General features: G+C 55.9%; 12 protein-coding genes and 1 tRNA gene. 2 read left to right on the top strand and 11 right to left on the bottom strand.

The window, feature by feature from the left end; all coding sequences use genetic code 11:
• Nucleotides 1-67 precede the first annotated feature (67 nt).
• Both ACSYSS_RS01970 and ACSYSS_RS01965 read left to right on the top strand, forming a co-directional pair.
• Nucleotides 68-2,296 (top strand): DUF6020 family protein, encoded by a 2,229-nt coding sequence (locus tag ACSYSS_RS01970; protein WP_491703831.1) that lies wholly within the window; start codon nt 68-70, stop codon nt 2,294-2,296.
• 249 nt (nt 2,297-2,545) lie between these two features.
• Nucleotides 2,546-3,628 (top strand): PucR family transcriptional regulator, encoded by a 1,083-nt coding sequence (locus tag ACSYSS_RS01965; protein ID WP_491703830.1) that lies wholly within the window; start codon nt 2,546-2,548, stop codon nt 3,626-3,628.
• 204 nt (nt 3,629-3,832) lie between these two features.
• On the opposite strand, the gene rplA is transcribed toward ACSYSS_RS01965, so the two are convergent.
• The 11 genes from rplA to ACSYSS_RS01910 form a co-directional block, all read right to left on the bottom strand.
• Nucleotides 3,833-4,528 carry a 50S ribosomal protein L1 gene (gene rplA, locus ACSYSS_RS01960; protein WP_491703829.1) on the bottom strand — a complete coding sequence of 232 codons (696 nt, stop codon included), beginning with the start codon at nt 4,526-4,528 and terminating at the stop codon, nt 3,833-3,835.
• 14 nt (nt 4,529-4,542) lie between these two features.
• On the bottom strand, nt 4,543-4,977 hold the full coding sequence (gene rplK, locus ACSYSS_RS01955) for a 50S ribosomal protein L11 (RefSeq protein WP_491703828.1): 435 nt from the start codon (nt 4,975-4,977) through the stop codon (nt 4,543-4,545).
• A 222-nt stretch (nt 4,978-5,199) separates the two neighbouring features.
• Nucleotides 5,200-6,207, bottom strand: coding sequence for an adenosine deaminase (add, locus tag ACSYSS_RS01950; protein WP_491703827.1), 1,008 nt, complete (start codon nt 6,205-6,207; stop codon nt 5,200-5,202).
• Nucleotides 6,208-6,579: 372 nt separating this feature from the next.
• The gene (gene nusG, locus ACSYSS_RS01945) at nt 6,580-7,440 is read right to left on the bottom strand and encodes a transcription termination/antitermination protein NusG (protein ID WP_491703826.1); all 861 of its coding nucleotides are present in this window, start codon (nt 7,438-7,440) and stop codon (nt 6,580-6,582) included.
• A gap of 51 nt (nt 7,441-7,491) precedes the next feature.
• Nucleotides 7,492-7,719 carry a preprotein translocase subunit SecE gene (gene secE, locus ACSYSS_RS01940; protein WP_491703825.1) on the bottom strand — a complete coding sequence of 76 codons (228 nt, stop codon included), beginning with the start codon at nt 7,717-7,719 and terminating at the stop codon, nt 7,492-7,494.
• Between the two features lie 29 nt (nt 7,720-7,748).
• A tRNA-Trp gene (locus tag ACSYSS_RS01935) sits at nt 7,749-7,824 on the bottom strand.
• Nucleotides 7,825-8,081: 257 nt separating this feature from the next.
• A complete protein-coding gene (locus tag ACSYSS_RS01930; protein ID WP_491703824.1) occupies nt 8,082-9,272 on the bottom strand; it encodes a pyridoxal phosphate-dependent aminotransferase in 1,191 nt (396 codons plus the stop codon).
• Between the two features lie 374 nt (nt 9,273-9,646).
• Nucleotides 9,647-11,353: a GTPase ObgE gene (gene obgE / locus ACSYSS_RS01925; protein ID WP_491704175.1), complete on the bottom strand. Its 1,707-nt coding sequence runs from the start codon at nt 11,351-11,353 to the stop codon at nt 9,647-9,649.
• Between the two features lie 296 nt (nt 11,354-11,649).
• The gene (gene rpmA, locus ACSYSS_RS01920) at nt 11,650-11,910 is read right to left on the bottom strand and encodes a 50S ribosomal protein L27 (RefSeq protein WP_491703823.1); all 261 of its coding nucleotides are present in this window, start codon (nt 11,908-11,910) and stop codon (nt 11,650-11,652) included.
• A gap of 77 nt (nt 11,911-11,987) precedes the next feature.
• Entirely contained in the window at nt 11,988-12,296 is a 309-nt protein-coding gene (gene rplU, locus ACSYSS_RS01915) for a 50S ribosomal protein L21 (protein ID WP_491703822.1), read from the bottom strand.
• A 100-nt stretch (nt 12,297-12,396) separates the two neighbouring features.
• A complete protein-coding gene (locus ACSYSS_RS01910; protein WP_491704174.1) occupies nt 12,397-15,342 on the bottom strand; it encodes an Rne/Rng family ribonuclease in 2,946 nt (981 codons plus the stop codon).
• Nucleotides 15,343-15,389 lie beyond the last annotated feature (47 nt).

The raw sequence follows: 15,389 nt of genomic DNA, 5'->3' as shown, positions 1-15,389 counted from the left end.
CCATTTTATCGAGCAGCGAAGCCAGATTGTTCACACCGTGTGGAGAGTCCAAGGTAAAATCCAAAGCATGAACAACGCAAAGCGAATTTCCGTATCAAGCACCCCACCCAGTGGGGAGATGGATGATTCAGGGACTTCGCGCACCGCATCCTCGCAGGAGCCATCCAACAAGAACCATCCGAAAGCTTCGAAGCTGGGTTCAACTTTGCGATGGGCTCTCGTTGTCGCCGCCTGCCTTTGGTTGGCGGCATGTACAGCCATCGGGCCGCTGTACCGTCAGTTTGAGTTCAATCCCAAGGCTGCAACCATCATCGACTTTTCGGGAAACAACGCACTCATACTCATTTCGTCCTTTCTGATCTATCTGGCCATCGTCTATGCATTGACACAGTTCGCGCGCAGCCCTTCTCGCTTCCCATCGTGGCTCAAGGCTCAGGGGCACAGGGTCGCCGCCGCATGGAACGCCTATCAACATGCGGCGCAGATCGATGCCCAACATGTTGTGGCCACAAACGATGCCGAGACTTTTCCCAACACAAAGATCCCAACTGACGAAAAGACCGATTCCCCTTTAGAAAACCAAACGAGTGGGGAGAAAAACCACGGCTTCCGGTCTATGGCAGGACGGCTATGGACCGCAGTGCGCAAAGGCTGCATGGCATGGAAGCCCAAACTGCACCGACTGCCGGAAATCACGCAAGCCGCAGTATTGCGCTCCACCAATCGTTCCTGGAATCTCATGCTCATCTTCGTGATCGGCTGGCTCTGGGTGCCCACCACCCTGCTGACCGCATTCGGCGCAGACCTCAGAAGCCAGTTCCGTGAGTTCAGTTGGGCTTGGAATCAGTGGATGGGTCAGAAGCAGCCCTACATCGGATTCTTTTCCTTTGTTCCAATGGACATCTACCCTACCGCCCACTATATGTGGCCTGCACATCCCACCTACCTCACCGATCAGCACAACATCGTACTGACACTAGTCTACGGTTCAGTTGCCTCCATGTCCCGTTACCTGACAGGCTCCAATGATTTAGGCATCATCGTATTGTCCGCCTGCCAATTTCTGTTTGCCGCATTCTGCCTATCGTCCTGCGCCAACCGCTTCTTCAATAGGCCCTGGGACCAACACAACGGGAATCCGAAGATACAGGTCGGGGCACTGCCTCGTTTCCTTATCATCGCGTTTTTGCTTTTATGCCCCATCGTTCAATTTTCGACAATATCGCTGACCAAGTCACCACTGTTCGCCTTTGCCTTTGCCTGGTGGTTTTCCGTCAATGCCGAGATCTGCGCAAATGCCAAGACGGAACGCCACATCAGAACCAGTTCCGTGGCTGCACTCACGATCTCTACGCTCATTATGCTGTTCAGCTCCAAATACGCCGTATACATCATTCTGTTTCAAATCATCATGCTGTTGCTGGTAAGTGTCAGGCATTGGAAAACGTACATCATCGCATTGCTGCTGCCGGTGATGGTATTCGAAGGGGCCTTGAATCTTGCTTTTTCGAGCGGCGCCGTCATCAGCGGAGACGCCATCGAGAGCCACGGAATCCAGCTGCAGCAGATTGCCCGGGTGGCTAAGCTCAACCCAAACGGCATACCACAGTCCGCAAGGAAAAAGCTTGAACCCATCTTCAATCTCGACCAAATGGCCGAAGCCTATTCCCAGCAGGATGCCGACCCGGTGAAATCCTCTGGGATTCAATCGAAGAAGGTGAGCTACCGCTGGAGAACCGTTACGAAATCCGATATGGCACAATTTAATTCGGCGTGGCTTCAGATCGTCAAGGCCAACCCAATCATTGCGACCGATGCGTTGCTGGCAAAAAGCTACGGATACTTTGATGTCACCGACCCCCCATATGTGGACATGACGTATTACATTTCCAATTCACAAATTGCAAACGCCACCACATGGATCTCGGGCTGGCTACCAGGGTGGCGCAAGAACGTGGCGGCAAAGGCCAACGCAATAGGATCAATTCCTGTTCTCGGATGGCTGTTCCATGGCAATCTGTACGTCATCCTCACATTGCTGATTGGCGCGGCCGAAGTCGTGCAACGGCGCTGGCGGTCGGTGGCATGCCACATGCCCCTACTGCTGCTCATGGGAGTGATGATCACTTCCCCGGCCAACAACTTTGAACGCCATATGCTCCCTGTTGTATTCGTTTTTGGATTTGTGGCACTCACTTTTGTATTGGAATCACGTGATGGCCGAGCGGCTCACACAATTGAAAATCTTCCAGGCAACACCACCGCAACCGCACCACCAACCAATCTGGCGTCTTGACGAGAAGCTGAACATCATTGACGTAGCTATGGTTTTCGACTTCCAGACCAGTACACGGCTGCCCATTTTTGCCGGCTGCGCCTCGACCACCGATTCATTCAACCAATACAACACGCAGAGGCAATTGCATGGCAACTAGCCCTATAGCTATCGATTCGTTGGCAAAACCGACTTCGCCAAGAGGGTCGCGCCACTCATCGGAACCCAGGGGCCAAATGGACTCATTCAAGGAAAGACTACACTGAAAGCATGAGCGTTGACAAACCGAACGATTTTCTTAGCCTCGTGTTGCAAAAAGCGCCGCGGGATGTGCAAGACCCCGCGAAATCTGCAGCACGGAAAGACGTATCGGGCACGAAAAAGAACGAAGATGCTACAGAAGGGCTTGATGCATGGGACCCCACAGACACATCCGACGCATCAAGCCTCAAAAAAACAACGACTCTGTCGATACTAGATGAAGAACGTCTACAGACCGTGGCCTTCGAATGCCTGGTTTCCGGGCTTCATGACACCAGAGTGACGGCATTGCTCCACACTCTGGGTTGGCCTGATCGCTTTGACTGCTTCTGCATCGCCGGCTCACCGAAGGCATCATTTGCCACCGCAAAATCCTCCATTGAACGCAAAATCCGCGATCTGGGAGGGTTGCACCACCTTGTAGGCCAACATCAGGGACTATGCGTGGCTCTTATTGTGGTGGAAGGGGCCGCAACGCCGGAGGTGACCTGTACTTCAGTGTTGAAAACCTTGCACACCAACGAACCAGTCTGTTTAGGGCCCGTACGCGCAGGAACGTATGGTGCCTGCCAAAGCATCAGCGCCACCCTGTACGCAATGCAGTCCGCACCTGCTTTAAGACCTTTGCCTCGCCCGCTTCACAGCGACGACGTGCTCCCCGAACGTGCCCTGCTGGGCGATGAATCGGCACGTAAGGAACTGTATGAAACAGTCTATATGTCATTGCTGCGGGGAGGTAACACCAACTTCGATGGCAACACCGACGAGGGAGAACACTTTCCAGCTTCCGCCAGCGCCAAACGTCATATCGGCGATACGGCCCACCCAACAACAGGTTTCCCTGCCCACGCTTCTCTCCCAGAAACGGCTCCAGCCCCATACGACGACACCATGCTTGAAACGGTATCCACGTTCCTTGAGTTCGGCGGCTCACTGGATGCCACCGCCAGGGAGCTCAACGTGCACCCCAACACGGTGCGGTACCGGCTGAAGAAAACGTTGGAGTCCACCGGCTGGGACGCCAATGACCCGCGCGAAGCCTTCGTTCTGCGTGTGGGCATCGCCTTGGGCAGGATGCATGACGCCAGCTAGATATTCACCTCATGGTGCAGCACGAACCAGCTCGAACCGCGTAAGTCCCAATCGTCGACTACCTCGCGGCCCAATCTGCCACGAATCGGTGAAAGCGCTACATATTGCGACACTTAATGTCGCAATATGTAGCGTATACAAAGGCTCCCGCAGAAACCGACCATTCAGTCTGTTTCTGCGGGAGTCCCGTGGACTAACCCTGGCTCAGGAGAGCAGCGCAATATCCAGCGGCACACCCGGCCCCATAGTGGAACTCAACGTGGCATTGAGGATATAACGACCTTTGATGGTGGAAGGACGCAGACGCTTGATCTCATCGGCCACAGCCTGGAAATTCTCCGTGAGGGCTTTCTCGTCAAATGACTTCTTGCCGATGATGAACGACAGATTGCCGTCCTTGTCGACGCGGAAGTCAATCTTGCCGCCCTTGATGTCCGCCACTGCCTTGGCCACATCCATGGTCACGGTGCCGGTCTTGGGGTTGGGCATAAGGCCACGAGGGCCAAGCACACGGCCCAAACGACCGACCTTGCCCATCATGTCAGGCGTGGCCACCACAGCGTCGAAGTCCAGGAAACCACCCTGCACCTTGGCCACCATGTCGTCGTCGCCAACGAGGTCGGCGCCGGCCTCGGTCGCCTCGGCGGCCTTTGGGCCGCGAGCGAACACGAGCACCTTGGCGGTCTTGCCGGTGCCATTGGGCAGGTTCACCACACCACGGACAAGCTGATCGGCCTTACGCGGATCCACGTTCAGGTGATAGGTGGCCTCTACGGTCTCATCGAAGCCGCGCTTGGGCATGCTCTTCAAGAGAGCAATGGCCTCGGCAGCGGTGTACAGATTGCTGAAATCGACCTTTTCGGCCGCTTCACGATACGCTTTTGAATGTTTCTTAGCCATCTGCTTGACTCCCCTCAGTCGCTTACCGTCAGGCCCATAGAGCGGGCGGTGCCCTCGATGATCTTCATGCCAGCCTCCACGTCGCGCGCGGAAAGGTCAGCCATCTTGGTCTCGGCAATCTCGCGAACCTGAGCTTTGGTGACGGAGCCGACCTTGGTGGTCAGCGGGTTGTCGGTGCCCTTCTTGATGCCGGCAGCCGCCTTGAGCAGCGTGACGGCAGGCGGGGTCTTGGTGATGAAGGTGAAGGAACGATCCTCATAGACGGTGATCTCAACAGGGATGACCTGGCCCATCTTGTCCTTCGTGGCGTCGTTGTACGCCTTGCAGAAGTCCATGATGTTCACGCCATGGGAGCCCAAAGCCGGGCCCAACGGCGGTGCGGGGTTGGCTTTGCCAGCCTCGATCTGCAGCTTGATCAGCGCAGTTACTTTCTTTTTCTTAGCAGGCATAAAATACCTCTTTCTTTGTCGTGCGGTACATTCGGTCGCCCTACAGCGCCTTGCAAAGCCAATCAGACCGACACAGTCAATCCGACTACCCTCGCGCAAACGCGGCACGGTCTCCTCCCGCCACCGATATTGCTGTGCTGTGCTAGTGGGTCTCCCCTCCAGACACAACCTTCGCTATTATGCCAGATATTTACGACATCTTCTCAGGTGCCTCAGAGAACATCAGCTAGCCGTGAACTCATCGACCTGACGCATATACGCCGCCTTTTGAGCCTCGTCAATCCACGATGTTTCAAAGGAGTTACGAGCCGCCTGGACCAGTTCCTCACGAGAGAATCCACAGTCCCGCCCCAGCATGAGATAGTTGTCGGCGATGTATCCACCGAAGTATGCAGGATCATCTGAGTTGATACTCACCGCAAGGCCATGATGCAACAACCCGCGAATCTCACTGGCCTTCGAATCGGGGCTTACGAAGGCATTGGACATCGGGCAGCAGGTTAGGCCCACACCCTTGTTCTTGGCATACTCGACCAGATCGGAATCCTCCACAATGTTGGTGCCATGGTCGATGCGCTCGACCTCGATGATTTCGAGCGCCTGCTTGATGTGGTCTATGGAATCCACCTGGTCGATGTCGCAGTGCATCGTGGTGCGATACCCCTGGGCCACACCGTCCGCGAACTGGCGCATGAACTTGATCGGAGGGTTATGATGCTCGTCCGAATCAAGACCCAGACCCAAAATTCGATCACGGTAGGGCTCGGCCTCCAGCAGAGTGCGCCGGGCGGATTCCTTGGAGAAATCGCGTAGGAAGCACATGACGAGCTGAGCATCCACCCCATCGAAATCGTCGATGGCCCGGGTGAGGCCGTCGATCACGGTTTTGAAGGCAACGCCACGGCTGGTGTGGGCCTGGGGATCGAAGAAGATCTCGGCATGCTTGACTCCATCGGCCTTGGCTCGCTGCAGGTAGGCCGCCATGAGATCGTAGAAATCCTGCTCTTCGCGCAGTACCTCCATTCCGGAGTAATACACGGCCAAGAACGAGGCCAGGTCGTTGAACCGATAGGTGGAGCGAATCTCCTCCACACTTTGCTGAGGCAGGCTTATGCCATTACGCTTTGCCAGTTTGAGTTTGAGCTCGGGCTCCAGCGTACCTTCTATGTGCACGTGAAGTTCGGCTTTGGGCAGATTGGTAACAAAATCCCGTAACGATAAATTCGGCATACAGTTCCTTAGGTAGAAGGGGCTGGGCTCATGCTCCCAGACAATCCCAAGTCTACCGTGAGTCGCACACAACAAAAACAACTATGTGCCGTCAAGCGAATACCACCAAATCAAGGCCGTCAAATGGTATGAACCGAGCTCACAGCCCAATCCATTCATTCAGTGAGCACATTTCTCAAAACAATCGGCAAATCGAAACCTCAAAATGGCGGAATCCCAACGATTTGAAATTCAAAATATCCATAAGCAGCTCGGAAAATGCCCACTGAACAAAATTGGAGCACATCAAAACAACCGAAAAACAATTCAGGCTCTGATTCGAAGAAACCATCGAATCAGAGCCTGAACCCAAGAATCCTAGATCAGAGGCACTCAGACAATCTCCTCAACTTGATCGAAGCCAAGCTCCACAGGCGTGTCACGGCCGAAAATCGAAACAAGCACCGTGAGCTTCTGCGTAGACGGTTCCACATCTGAAACCACTGCCGCCATGGTGTTGAACGGTCCATCGGTAACAGTGACCTGATCGCCCACCGAATACGTGACCTCAACCTTGCGCTTCTTGGCTGCAGCCGGCTTATCCCCAGCTTCCTTCAACGCCTGCTGCGAAATCATAGGAGCCATCATCTTGACCACTTCGTCCCGGCTCAACGGCGCAGGCTCCTTGGTCGGGCCCACAAAGCCGGTCACGCCCTCAGTCTCACGCACAATGCGTCGAGCATCGTCATCGGGCCACATGCGAATAAGCACATATCCGGGAACACGCACACGGGTAATGAGCTTCTTACCTTTCTCAGTATGCTTCTCGACTTCCTCCAGTGGCACCTCGATCTGGAAAATCTTATCCTCCAGACCAAAGCTCTGAATACGAGACTCCACGTTGGCCTTCACACGCTTCTCATATCCTGAATAGGTGTGGAGAACGTACCACTTGCCCTCCAGTCCACGCAAACTCTTGGAAAAATCATCGACTGCCTTGGCTGCAATCTCGTCGGCATCCGTCGGCTCAGACTCGCTGTCCTTCTGGCTGTCATCACCGTTGGCTTCGTCCTGCGCGCCAACATCGGAAACGTCGCCCGAATCGCGAGTTGAATCATTGGCATCCTGATTGGCCGAAACCCCCAAGTTCGCAGCCATTGTGGCATCGGCCGTAGCCGACTCCTTGGCCGCACCCTCATCGTCAGACAAATTCGCCAACGAATCAAGACCATCGAGATTCACTTCATCATCCATGCTTCTACCCCTAGAATTCACGATTGAACGATACACACCGAATGCGGCTCATCAGCCGAACATCAACAGTGTCAACTTACCCAAGCCAAAGTCCATAAGCGAGACAAGCGCCATAAGGATGACAACGAAGATAAACACGGCAAGCGACCAACTGGCAAGTTCCTTACCCGTGGGAGTCACCACTTTACGCATCTCGTCGATGGTCTGTCTGATAAACAGACCGATACGCATGAAAATGTTCGGCTTGTCGGCCGAGCCCGATTTCTTTGCCTTCGCCATTTCCATCCTTTGTTTGAATTTGCTGTACTTGGCAGGGAAGGCGGGACTCGAACCCACAACCTACGGTTTTGGAGACCGTTGCGCTACCAATTGCGCCACTTCCCTAGGTGAACTCTGTATAGCGTACCCGCAACCGGGGACGCTATGACAAAACCGCCAAAGACTCATCGTAATGGATGGACCAGAATTCGTCCAACACCCCGCCGCTGGCGCGTCAATCACACCTCAAAAGTTCAAACGACTTATGAACCGTTCAGTGTCTATGGCAAATACATATGCGTAGTTTTACCCAAGCAATCAACCAATGAGCAAGGCGCGCCACAGTCAATGAACCCACAACAATCGACGATAACGGCACGATTTCAGCCGACCCACTCTTTGAAACGACGCATGCCTTCATCTAAATCGTCATCAGCCAGTGCATAGGAGAAACGTAGATAACCAGGAGCACCGAACGCCTCGCCGGGAACCGCGGCCACATGGGCCTCGTCAAGCAGCAGTGCCGCAAACTCAGATGACGAGTCTGCCACGGAACCGTTGGGCCCCACTGGAGAACCGAGCAATGGCTCGATGCTGGCGAATGCATAGAACGCACCAGTCGGCGTGGGGCAAGTGATACCGTTGATGCTATTGAGATCGGCCACGATGGTCTTGCGACGGCGGTCAAACGCCTTGCGCATCTGGGCAACCACATCGAGGGGGCCAGAAACAGCGGTAATGGCGGCACGCTGGGAAATGTTCGCCACGTTGGAGGTCATGTGGCCTTGAAGCTTGGTCATCGCCTTCGCCACATCTTCCGGCGCCACAGCCCAGCCCACACGCCAACCGGTCATGGCATAGGTCTTCGCCACACCGTTGAGCACCAGTAGCTGGCCACGCACCTCGGGCACCAAAGCGCCAATGTAGCTGGTCTTCACGCCGTCATAGGTGAGGTGCTCATAAATCTCGTCGGAAATGACCCAGATCTTGTGGTCGATGGCCCAGTGGGCAATGGCCTTGAGTGTGTCTCCGCTCCACACGGCGCCTGTCGGATTGTTTGGAGAATTGACGATGATGGCGCAGGTACGCGGGGTACGCGCCGCTTCAAAAGTGTCCACGCTCGGCTGGAAACCGTGTTCGGCACCAGAGAACACAGGCACTGGCACCCCGCCTGCGAGCTTGACCACCTCAGGGTACGAAGTCCAATACGGGGAGGGAATGATAACCTCGTCACCAGGATTCAACAACACCTGCATGGACTCATACACAGCCTGTTTGCCGCCATTCGTCACCACCACCTGAGCCGGACTCACCTCGTAGCCGGAATCGCGCTGGGTCTTGGCGGCGATGGCCTCACGCAATTGTGGTAGACCGGCGGTCGGCGTATAGCGGTAGTTTCTCGGATCGCGGCATGCCCCAACTGCTGAATCCACGATGTAATCGGCGGTGGGGAAATTAGGCTCGCCGGCACCGAAACCGATGACATCCACTCCGGCGGCTTTCATGGCCTTTGCCTTGGAATCGACGGCGAGCGTGGCGCTCTCCTGCACTTGATTGATGCGGTCACTGAGCATGATGCTTCCGCTTCCCTCATTTCCCTTATTGAGCTTCGTTACACGCGAAATTCTACTCTCAAGGCTCTAGGAATAACTCAAAACACTAGAAATGCCAAAATGACTCTATTTAGATCGGCTGATTCGTTCAGAGGGGACTTTTGGACGGCAAAACACGACTGCACTATTTCAAGAATGGCGGAAATCCAACGTTTTGCAATTCGCCTTGTACTCAAAAGTACGGAAAAGTCCCCTCTGAACGAAAACAGTGCCGCAAAACGGCGCAAACCTCACCAATTTGCACGCACGCACCCTTCGAACGAAACGCCCGCGTGGACCATACACAAATCTGCACAAGTCCACGCGGGCATTCGACGATTCGGGCAGGAATTTCTCTATTCGGCCGGGTCTTCGCTCTCATGACCGCCGAGAATGCCGTGCTCGTCGTGAGGATCGTCCGCGACGGCTGGATCGGCCCAGTGCCCGGCCGAACGCTCCTGACGCATGGCCTCGCGAACTGCCGTCCTGGCATCCATCATCTCATGATAGTCACGTCGACGCTCAGCGTTGGTACGCCGACGGACGCGATTGCCATCCGCACCGTCATCGAGCCGCAAATCCTTACCGCGGGCACCGAGCTGAGACCCGTCGAGCATCTCAGCACCGGCGGAGATTGTTGGGTCCCAATCAAACTCTACATAATCGTCACCCTTGCCGATGCGCACACTGTCACCTGGTCTGGCTCCGGCGTGACGCAGTGCATCCTCAATGCCTATGCCAGCGAGACGATCAGCCAGATAGCCTACAGCCTCGTCATTGTCGAAATTCGTCTGACGAACCCATCGCTCGGGCTTGATGCCAGTGACCCTAAACCATACGCCCTCAGCAGGGTTCTCCTCACGCTTGACTGTGAAATCGGCAGCGGTGCCGCGCTCCTCGTCAGAGCGACGGCGACGGCGGAACGCGGGCTGTTCCAGAGGCTTGATGATCACACGCTCCTGCTCACCCGCATCAGCCTCTTCCTCCAACTGCTTACGGAGCTTGGCAACAAGAGCGCCCAATCCGTAGCCTAATTCCTTCAAGCCTTCATGGCTCACCGTAGAGATGATGTAAACGTTCAGACCCATCTTCTCAAACTCAGGCTTCACGAACTCAGCCAGCTCCCTGGCTTCCGGCACATCCGCCTTGTTAAGCACAATGACACGGGGACGTTTGGCAATGGGAATGACACCCAATGGAAGCTCCAGATTGTCGGCATATTTGGCAAGCTCGTTCTCCAGCGCACGGTAGTCGGAGATCGGGTCGCGGCCTGGCTCCATGGATGCACAGTCTATGACGTGGGCCACCACTTCGGTGCGCTCGATGTGGCGCAGAAATTCAAGCCCCAGGCCCTTTCCCTCGGAGGCTCCGGGGATGAGACCAGGCACATCGGCAATGGTGTATCGGTATTCGTCCATACTGACCACGCCGAGATTGGGCACCAACGTGGTAAATGGATAATCGGCAATCTTCGGCTTGGCGGAGCTCATGGCCGCCACCAGGCTCGACTTTCCAGACGATGGGAAGCCCACCAGCGCCACGTCGGCGATGGATTTGAGTTCCAGGATCAGGTCCCGCTCCTGACCGGGCTCGCCGAGGAGTGCAAAGCCTGGTGCCCTGCGGGTCTTGTTGGCAAGCGCGGCATTGCCCAAGCCGCCGATGCCGCCTTCCGCAGCCACATAGCGGTCTCCCACATGGCGCAAATCCGCCAAACGACGACCCGGGTGCTTGCTTTCACCTTTGCTGCCTTTGGCCTCGAACACCACCGTACCCAGCGGCACAGGCAAGACCACGTCTTTCCCCTTGGAACCGTCCTTTGTGTCTCCAAGGCCCATCGTTCCCGATTCTGCCGCGCGGTGGGGTACGAAACGGTAATCGAGTAGACTGTTGGCGTTCTGGGTGGCCTCCAGGATCACGGACCCACCGTCCCCACCGTTGCCGCCGTTGGGACCGGCAAGCGGCTTGTATTTCTCTCGCTTGATGCCCGCGGAACCGTTGCCACCGTCGCCACCCTTGACGTGAAGTGTGACCCTATCTACGAAATCCAATGTTTTTCCTTTGATCTGATGCCGACGTTATCGATAACCCACTAACCTTGCTGACTGCCCAGTCTACGCTGAGATGCGGCAACCCCAAAAAGACTCTCCCAGAGCAAAGCGTTCATGCCATTCTCATTCCGTGAGTACTGTTTGACCGAGAAACAGCAATACCATTGCACCCAATGTTGCAGTTCCGCCAATCTTATGCGCATGCATGGCAGTGAAGCCTAGAAATGTGCTTACGGAATGAAAAACGACTTCATGCCAAGACAAAAAGGCCGCGCCCCGTTGGGACACGGCCTCAAAGCACTACGCTCCAGCTACTCAGCTTCAGCGGTGACTACGTCAACCACCTTGCGGTCGCGACGCACACCGAACTTAACGTTACCGTCAGAGAGCGCGAACAGAGTGTGGTCCTTGCCTGTGCCCACGTTCTGGCCTGCATGGAACTTGGTGCCACGCTGACGGACGATGATGTTTCCAGCTACAACGGCTTCGCCGCCATACTTCTTCACACCAAGGTATTGTGGCCCCGAATCGCGACCATTCCTAGAAGCGGACGCACCTTTCTTATGTGCCATGATGATTCCTTTCGATTACTACGTATTGATAAAGTTGCCAGTCCAAATCAGCCGTGCAGCCGCACGACAATCCCAGTTCAGGCGATAGCGGTGACCTTGAGCAGGGACAGCTTCTGGCGATGCCCCTTGCGGCGAGCCACGCCGGTCTTGTTCTTGAACTTCTGGATGTTGATCTTGGGGCCCTTGGCCTCATCGTTCAGCACCTCGGCCTTCACCGTCACCTTCGCCAAGTCCTTGGCAGCCAACGTCACCTTGGCGCCATCCACTACGAGAGCAACCGGAAATTCCACAGTCTCGCCCTTTTTCGCATCGAGACGGTTGACGAGCATCTTGCTCCCCACCTCGACCTTTTCCTGATGGCCGCCGGCCTTCACAATCGCGTACATATCCCATTCCTTGCTATTCGACAAAGCATACTGCCCAGCACGAAACGACCCTCCCGGCTAGACACCAGCTATTAAGAATACACTGCCCCCAGTACTAACGTCAATCCGTTGTACCGGAACCTGATCCGTCTTCTTTGGTATCAGCGCTTGCTCCATTTCGAACGTCAGAACCATTATCCTCTTCGTCTCCCGCCGCCACAGCCGCAGCGGCGATTTGCGCGAGTTTTGCCTTCACCGAAGGACTCGACCCCTGCGGAGCCAACACCTCGGGGGCGGCGCCATGACCGTGCTTGTTGGTCTTGACGAACGGGTCTCCGCCCTTCATGGCATATGGGTCCGCATACTCTGCAGAGACCGTGGGCTCGTCATGAAGAATGAAACCGCGCCCCTTGCAAGTAGGGCACTCCTCAGAGAATGCCTCGACCAATCCTTGGCCGATACGCTTACGCGTCATCTGAACAAGGCCCAACGAAGTGACCTCGGCCACCTGATGCTTGGTTCGGTCGCGGGCCAGGCACTCCACGAGCCGGCGCAACACCAGATCTCGGTTGGCCGGCATCACCATGTCGACGTAATCGATCATGATCATGCCGCCGATGTCGCGCAGACGCAGCTGACGGGCTATCTCCTCGCTGGCCTCAAGGTTGCAACGCGTCACCGTCTCCTCAAGCGACTTGCCCTTGCCGATGAACCGGCCGGTGTTCACATCGATGGTGGTCATGGCCTCGGTGCGGTCGATGACGATGGACCCGCCGCTGGGCAGGTAAACCTGGCGCTCCATGCCCTTGCGCAGCTGGGAGTCAATCTGCCATTTGTCGAACACATCCTTGCCGCCGTGCTCCTCCGGGTCCCACTTCTCCAAGCGGTCCTTCAAGTCGGGAGCCATGGTGTCGAGGTAATCCTCAATGTGGGAATAAACCTCGTCACCTTCAACAATCATCCTGTTGAAGTCGTCATTGAAGATGTCGCGCACCACGCGGATGGCCATGTCCGGCTCACCTTGCAACAGCTTGGCACGCTTGCCGTGGAGGTACGTCTTCTGCTTTTCCTCAATCTTCTTCCACTGGTTCTGGAGCGCCTCAAGATCCTTCTCAATGGCCTCCTCACTGGCCCCTTCCGCTGCAGTGCGGATGATGACACCCATATCCTTGGGAGCAATCTTCGAGACAATGGACTTGAGTCTTGCCCGTTCGCGCTCAGAAAGCTTACGACTCACGCCAGTCATGCCACCGGACGGCACAAGAACAAGGAAACGACCGGCAAGCGTCACCTGTGATGTCAGGCGAGCGCCCTTGTGCCCAATCGGGTCCTTGGTAACCTGCACCAACACAGGATCACCAGATTTGAACGCAAGTTCGATGCGCCGAGGCTGACCTTCGAGACGTGTGGCATCCCAATTGACCTCACCGGCGTACAGCACGCCGTTGCGTGGCTGGCCGATATCGACGAACGCGGCCTCCATGCTGGGAAGCACGTTTTGCACACGGCCCAGATAGATGTTGCCAACGGTCGCAACCTCTTGAATGTCGGAGACGTAATGTTCCACCAAAACATCGTCTTCGATGACCGAAATCTGGGTATGCTGCCCCTTCTGACGCACCACCATCAGGCGGTCCACGTTCTCACGGCGAGCCAGGAAATCCTGCTCCAGAATCTGGCTCTGGCGGCTCCTCTCACGGCGATTGTCACGCCTGCGCTGCTTCTTGGCTTCAAGCCTGGTGGATCCCTCAATATCGGTGATCTCGTCGATGTACTGCTGCTTGCGTGAACGAACCGCCCCACCTTTCGAACGGCTGGAACGAGACTCCTCCTCACTGCTCTCCTGAGTGCCACGCCGACGCCGCCGACGACGGGTCAGCGGTTGATTCTCATCGTCATCGCGGTCGCTGTGACTGCTGGAACGACTGTTGCCAACGCTATTGACATGCATATCGTCGGCGTTCCCGGCATCATCGTTCTCATCGTTTCGGGAGGAGCGTCGGGAAGCAGCTTTCCTGCGAGAACGGGTCCCTCTCCCATCTTCCGTCTGCAAACGATGCCTATTGCCCCTCCGAGCCGAAGAAGAGCCACTTGCATCGGCCTCCAAGTCAGCGTCGTAATCCTCATCTTCACCATCAAAGCTATCCACGCGCTCGATGCCGGCAATGCCCACGCTTTCCCTATGGCGTCTATTACGCCTGACATGCTGACCATCGTGAACGGTCCGCCCGTCCTCTTCGTCGGCATCATCATAATCCAGCGTTGAAGTACGACTACGCCGTCCGCCACGGGTATTCGAGCCATTCGATTCAGCTTGCGACGCAGAAGTCGAACGTCTGCCCCGTTTATGTGCATTCGTTTTATCTGATTTATCTATCCGTTCTTCGTCGATCGGCGCATATTCGATGTGCTCATTATCCAGATCGGCCTCAATCTGCTCAACTTCATCCGACGCACGGCGCTCCTCCGCGTTAAGTCTGCGCCGAGCGCGGGTTCTGCGGCCTGAAAATCTGTCATCCGAATCGTCTGCATCATCATCGACATCCACCGTGTCGGTATCTAAATCCGGAATGACCGGTTCCTGGAACAGCAACGAGGCGCTCGCCCGGGTTCGTGGTGCCGAGTCACCGCTTCTATGAGTTCTTTCTGCGACACTCTGTCCGTCAGTCTCTTCGAACTCTATCGAACCATTTGATTGACGCGCCTGAGATCGATCTGCGCCACGGCCGCCACCAATCTGTTCTGCGGCCGAGGAAGTACTCGAACCGGACCGTTTCACAACAGAACTACGTTTCGACGCACTCTTTGCCCGAGTCCGTGAACGTCTGGTGCCGGCGGACCTTACGGTTCCGGATTCAGACGAACGTCTTGCAGCGCCCTGCTGTTCCTTTTCTTCATCGGATTCGGCAGCTTCATCACCCTGGTGTTGGTCTTCGCTTTCCTCCACTGTCAGCTTCATAGCGGCACCCGCGGCACCCGCACCTCGTACCACACGCCGGCCCACACGCCGGCGGCGTGGAGCAGATGCCTGCACCTCTGTATTGTTTTCCGCTTCAGCGCCACTCATGGAATCGGTGTGGCGTTCATCTTCCAGTTTGACCGACGGTTGTTCAG

Source organism: Bifidobacterium sp. ESL1118, from assembly GCF_058505595.1.
The sequence above is the reverse complement of the archived record's forward strand: the minus strand, read 5'-3'. Positions and strand labels throughout refer to the sequence as shown.

Excerpts from the sequence above, each read along its gene's own strand:
- ACSYSS_RS01970 (WP_491703831.1), top strand. The coding sequence starts at position 68 with ATGAACAACGCAAAGCGAATTTCCGTATCAAGCACCCCACCCAGTGGG.
- ACSYSS_RS01965 (WP_491703830.1), top strand. The coding sequence starts at position 2,546 with ATGAGCGTTGACAAACCGAACGATTTTCTTAGCCTCGTGTTGCAAAAA.
- rplA (WP_491703829.1), bottom strand. The coding sequence starts at position 4,528 with ATGGCTAAGAAACATTCAAAAGCGTATCGTGAAGCGGCCGAAAAGGTC.
- rplK (WP_491703828.1), bottom strand. The coding sequence starts at position 4,977 with ATGCCTGCTAAGAAAAAGAAAGTAACTGCGCTGATCAAGCTGCAGATC.
- add (WP_491703827.1), bottom strand. The coding sequence starts at position 6,207 with ATGCCGAATTTATCGTTACGGGATTTTGTTACCAATCTGCCCAAAGCC.
- nusG (WP_491703826.1), bottom strand. The coding sequence starts at position 7,440 with ATGGATGATGAAGTGAATCTCGATGGTCTTGATTCGTTGGCGAATTTG.
- secE (WP_491703825.1), bottom strand. The coding sequence starts at position 7,719 with ATGGCGAAGGCAAAGAAATCGGGCTCGGCCGACAAGCCGAACATTTTC.
- ACSYSS_RS01930 (WP_491703824.1), bottom strand. The coding sequence starts at position 9,272 with ATGCTCAGTGACCGCATCAATCAAGTGCAGGAGAGCGCCACGCTCGCC.
- rpmA (WP_491703823.1), bottom strand. The coding sequence starts at position 11,910 with ATGGCACATAAGAAAGGTGCGTCCGCTTCTAGGAATGGTCGCGATTCG.
- rplU (WP_491703822.1), bottom strand. The coding sequence starts at position 12,296 with ATGTACGCGATTGTGAAGGCCGGCGGCCATCAGGAAAAGGTCGAGGTG.
- ACSYSS_RS01910 (WP_491704174.1), bottom strand. The coding sequence starts at position 15,342 with ATGAGTGGCGCTGAAGCGGAAAACAATACAGAGGTGCAGGCATCTGCT.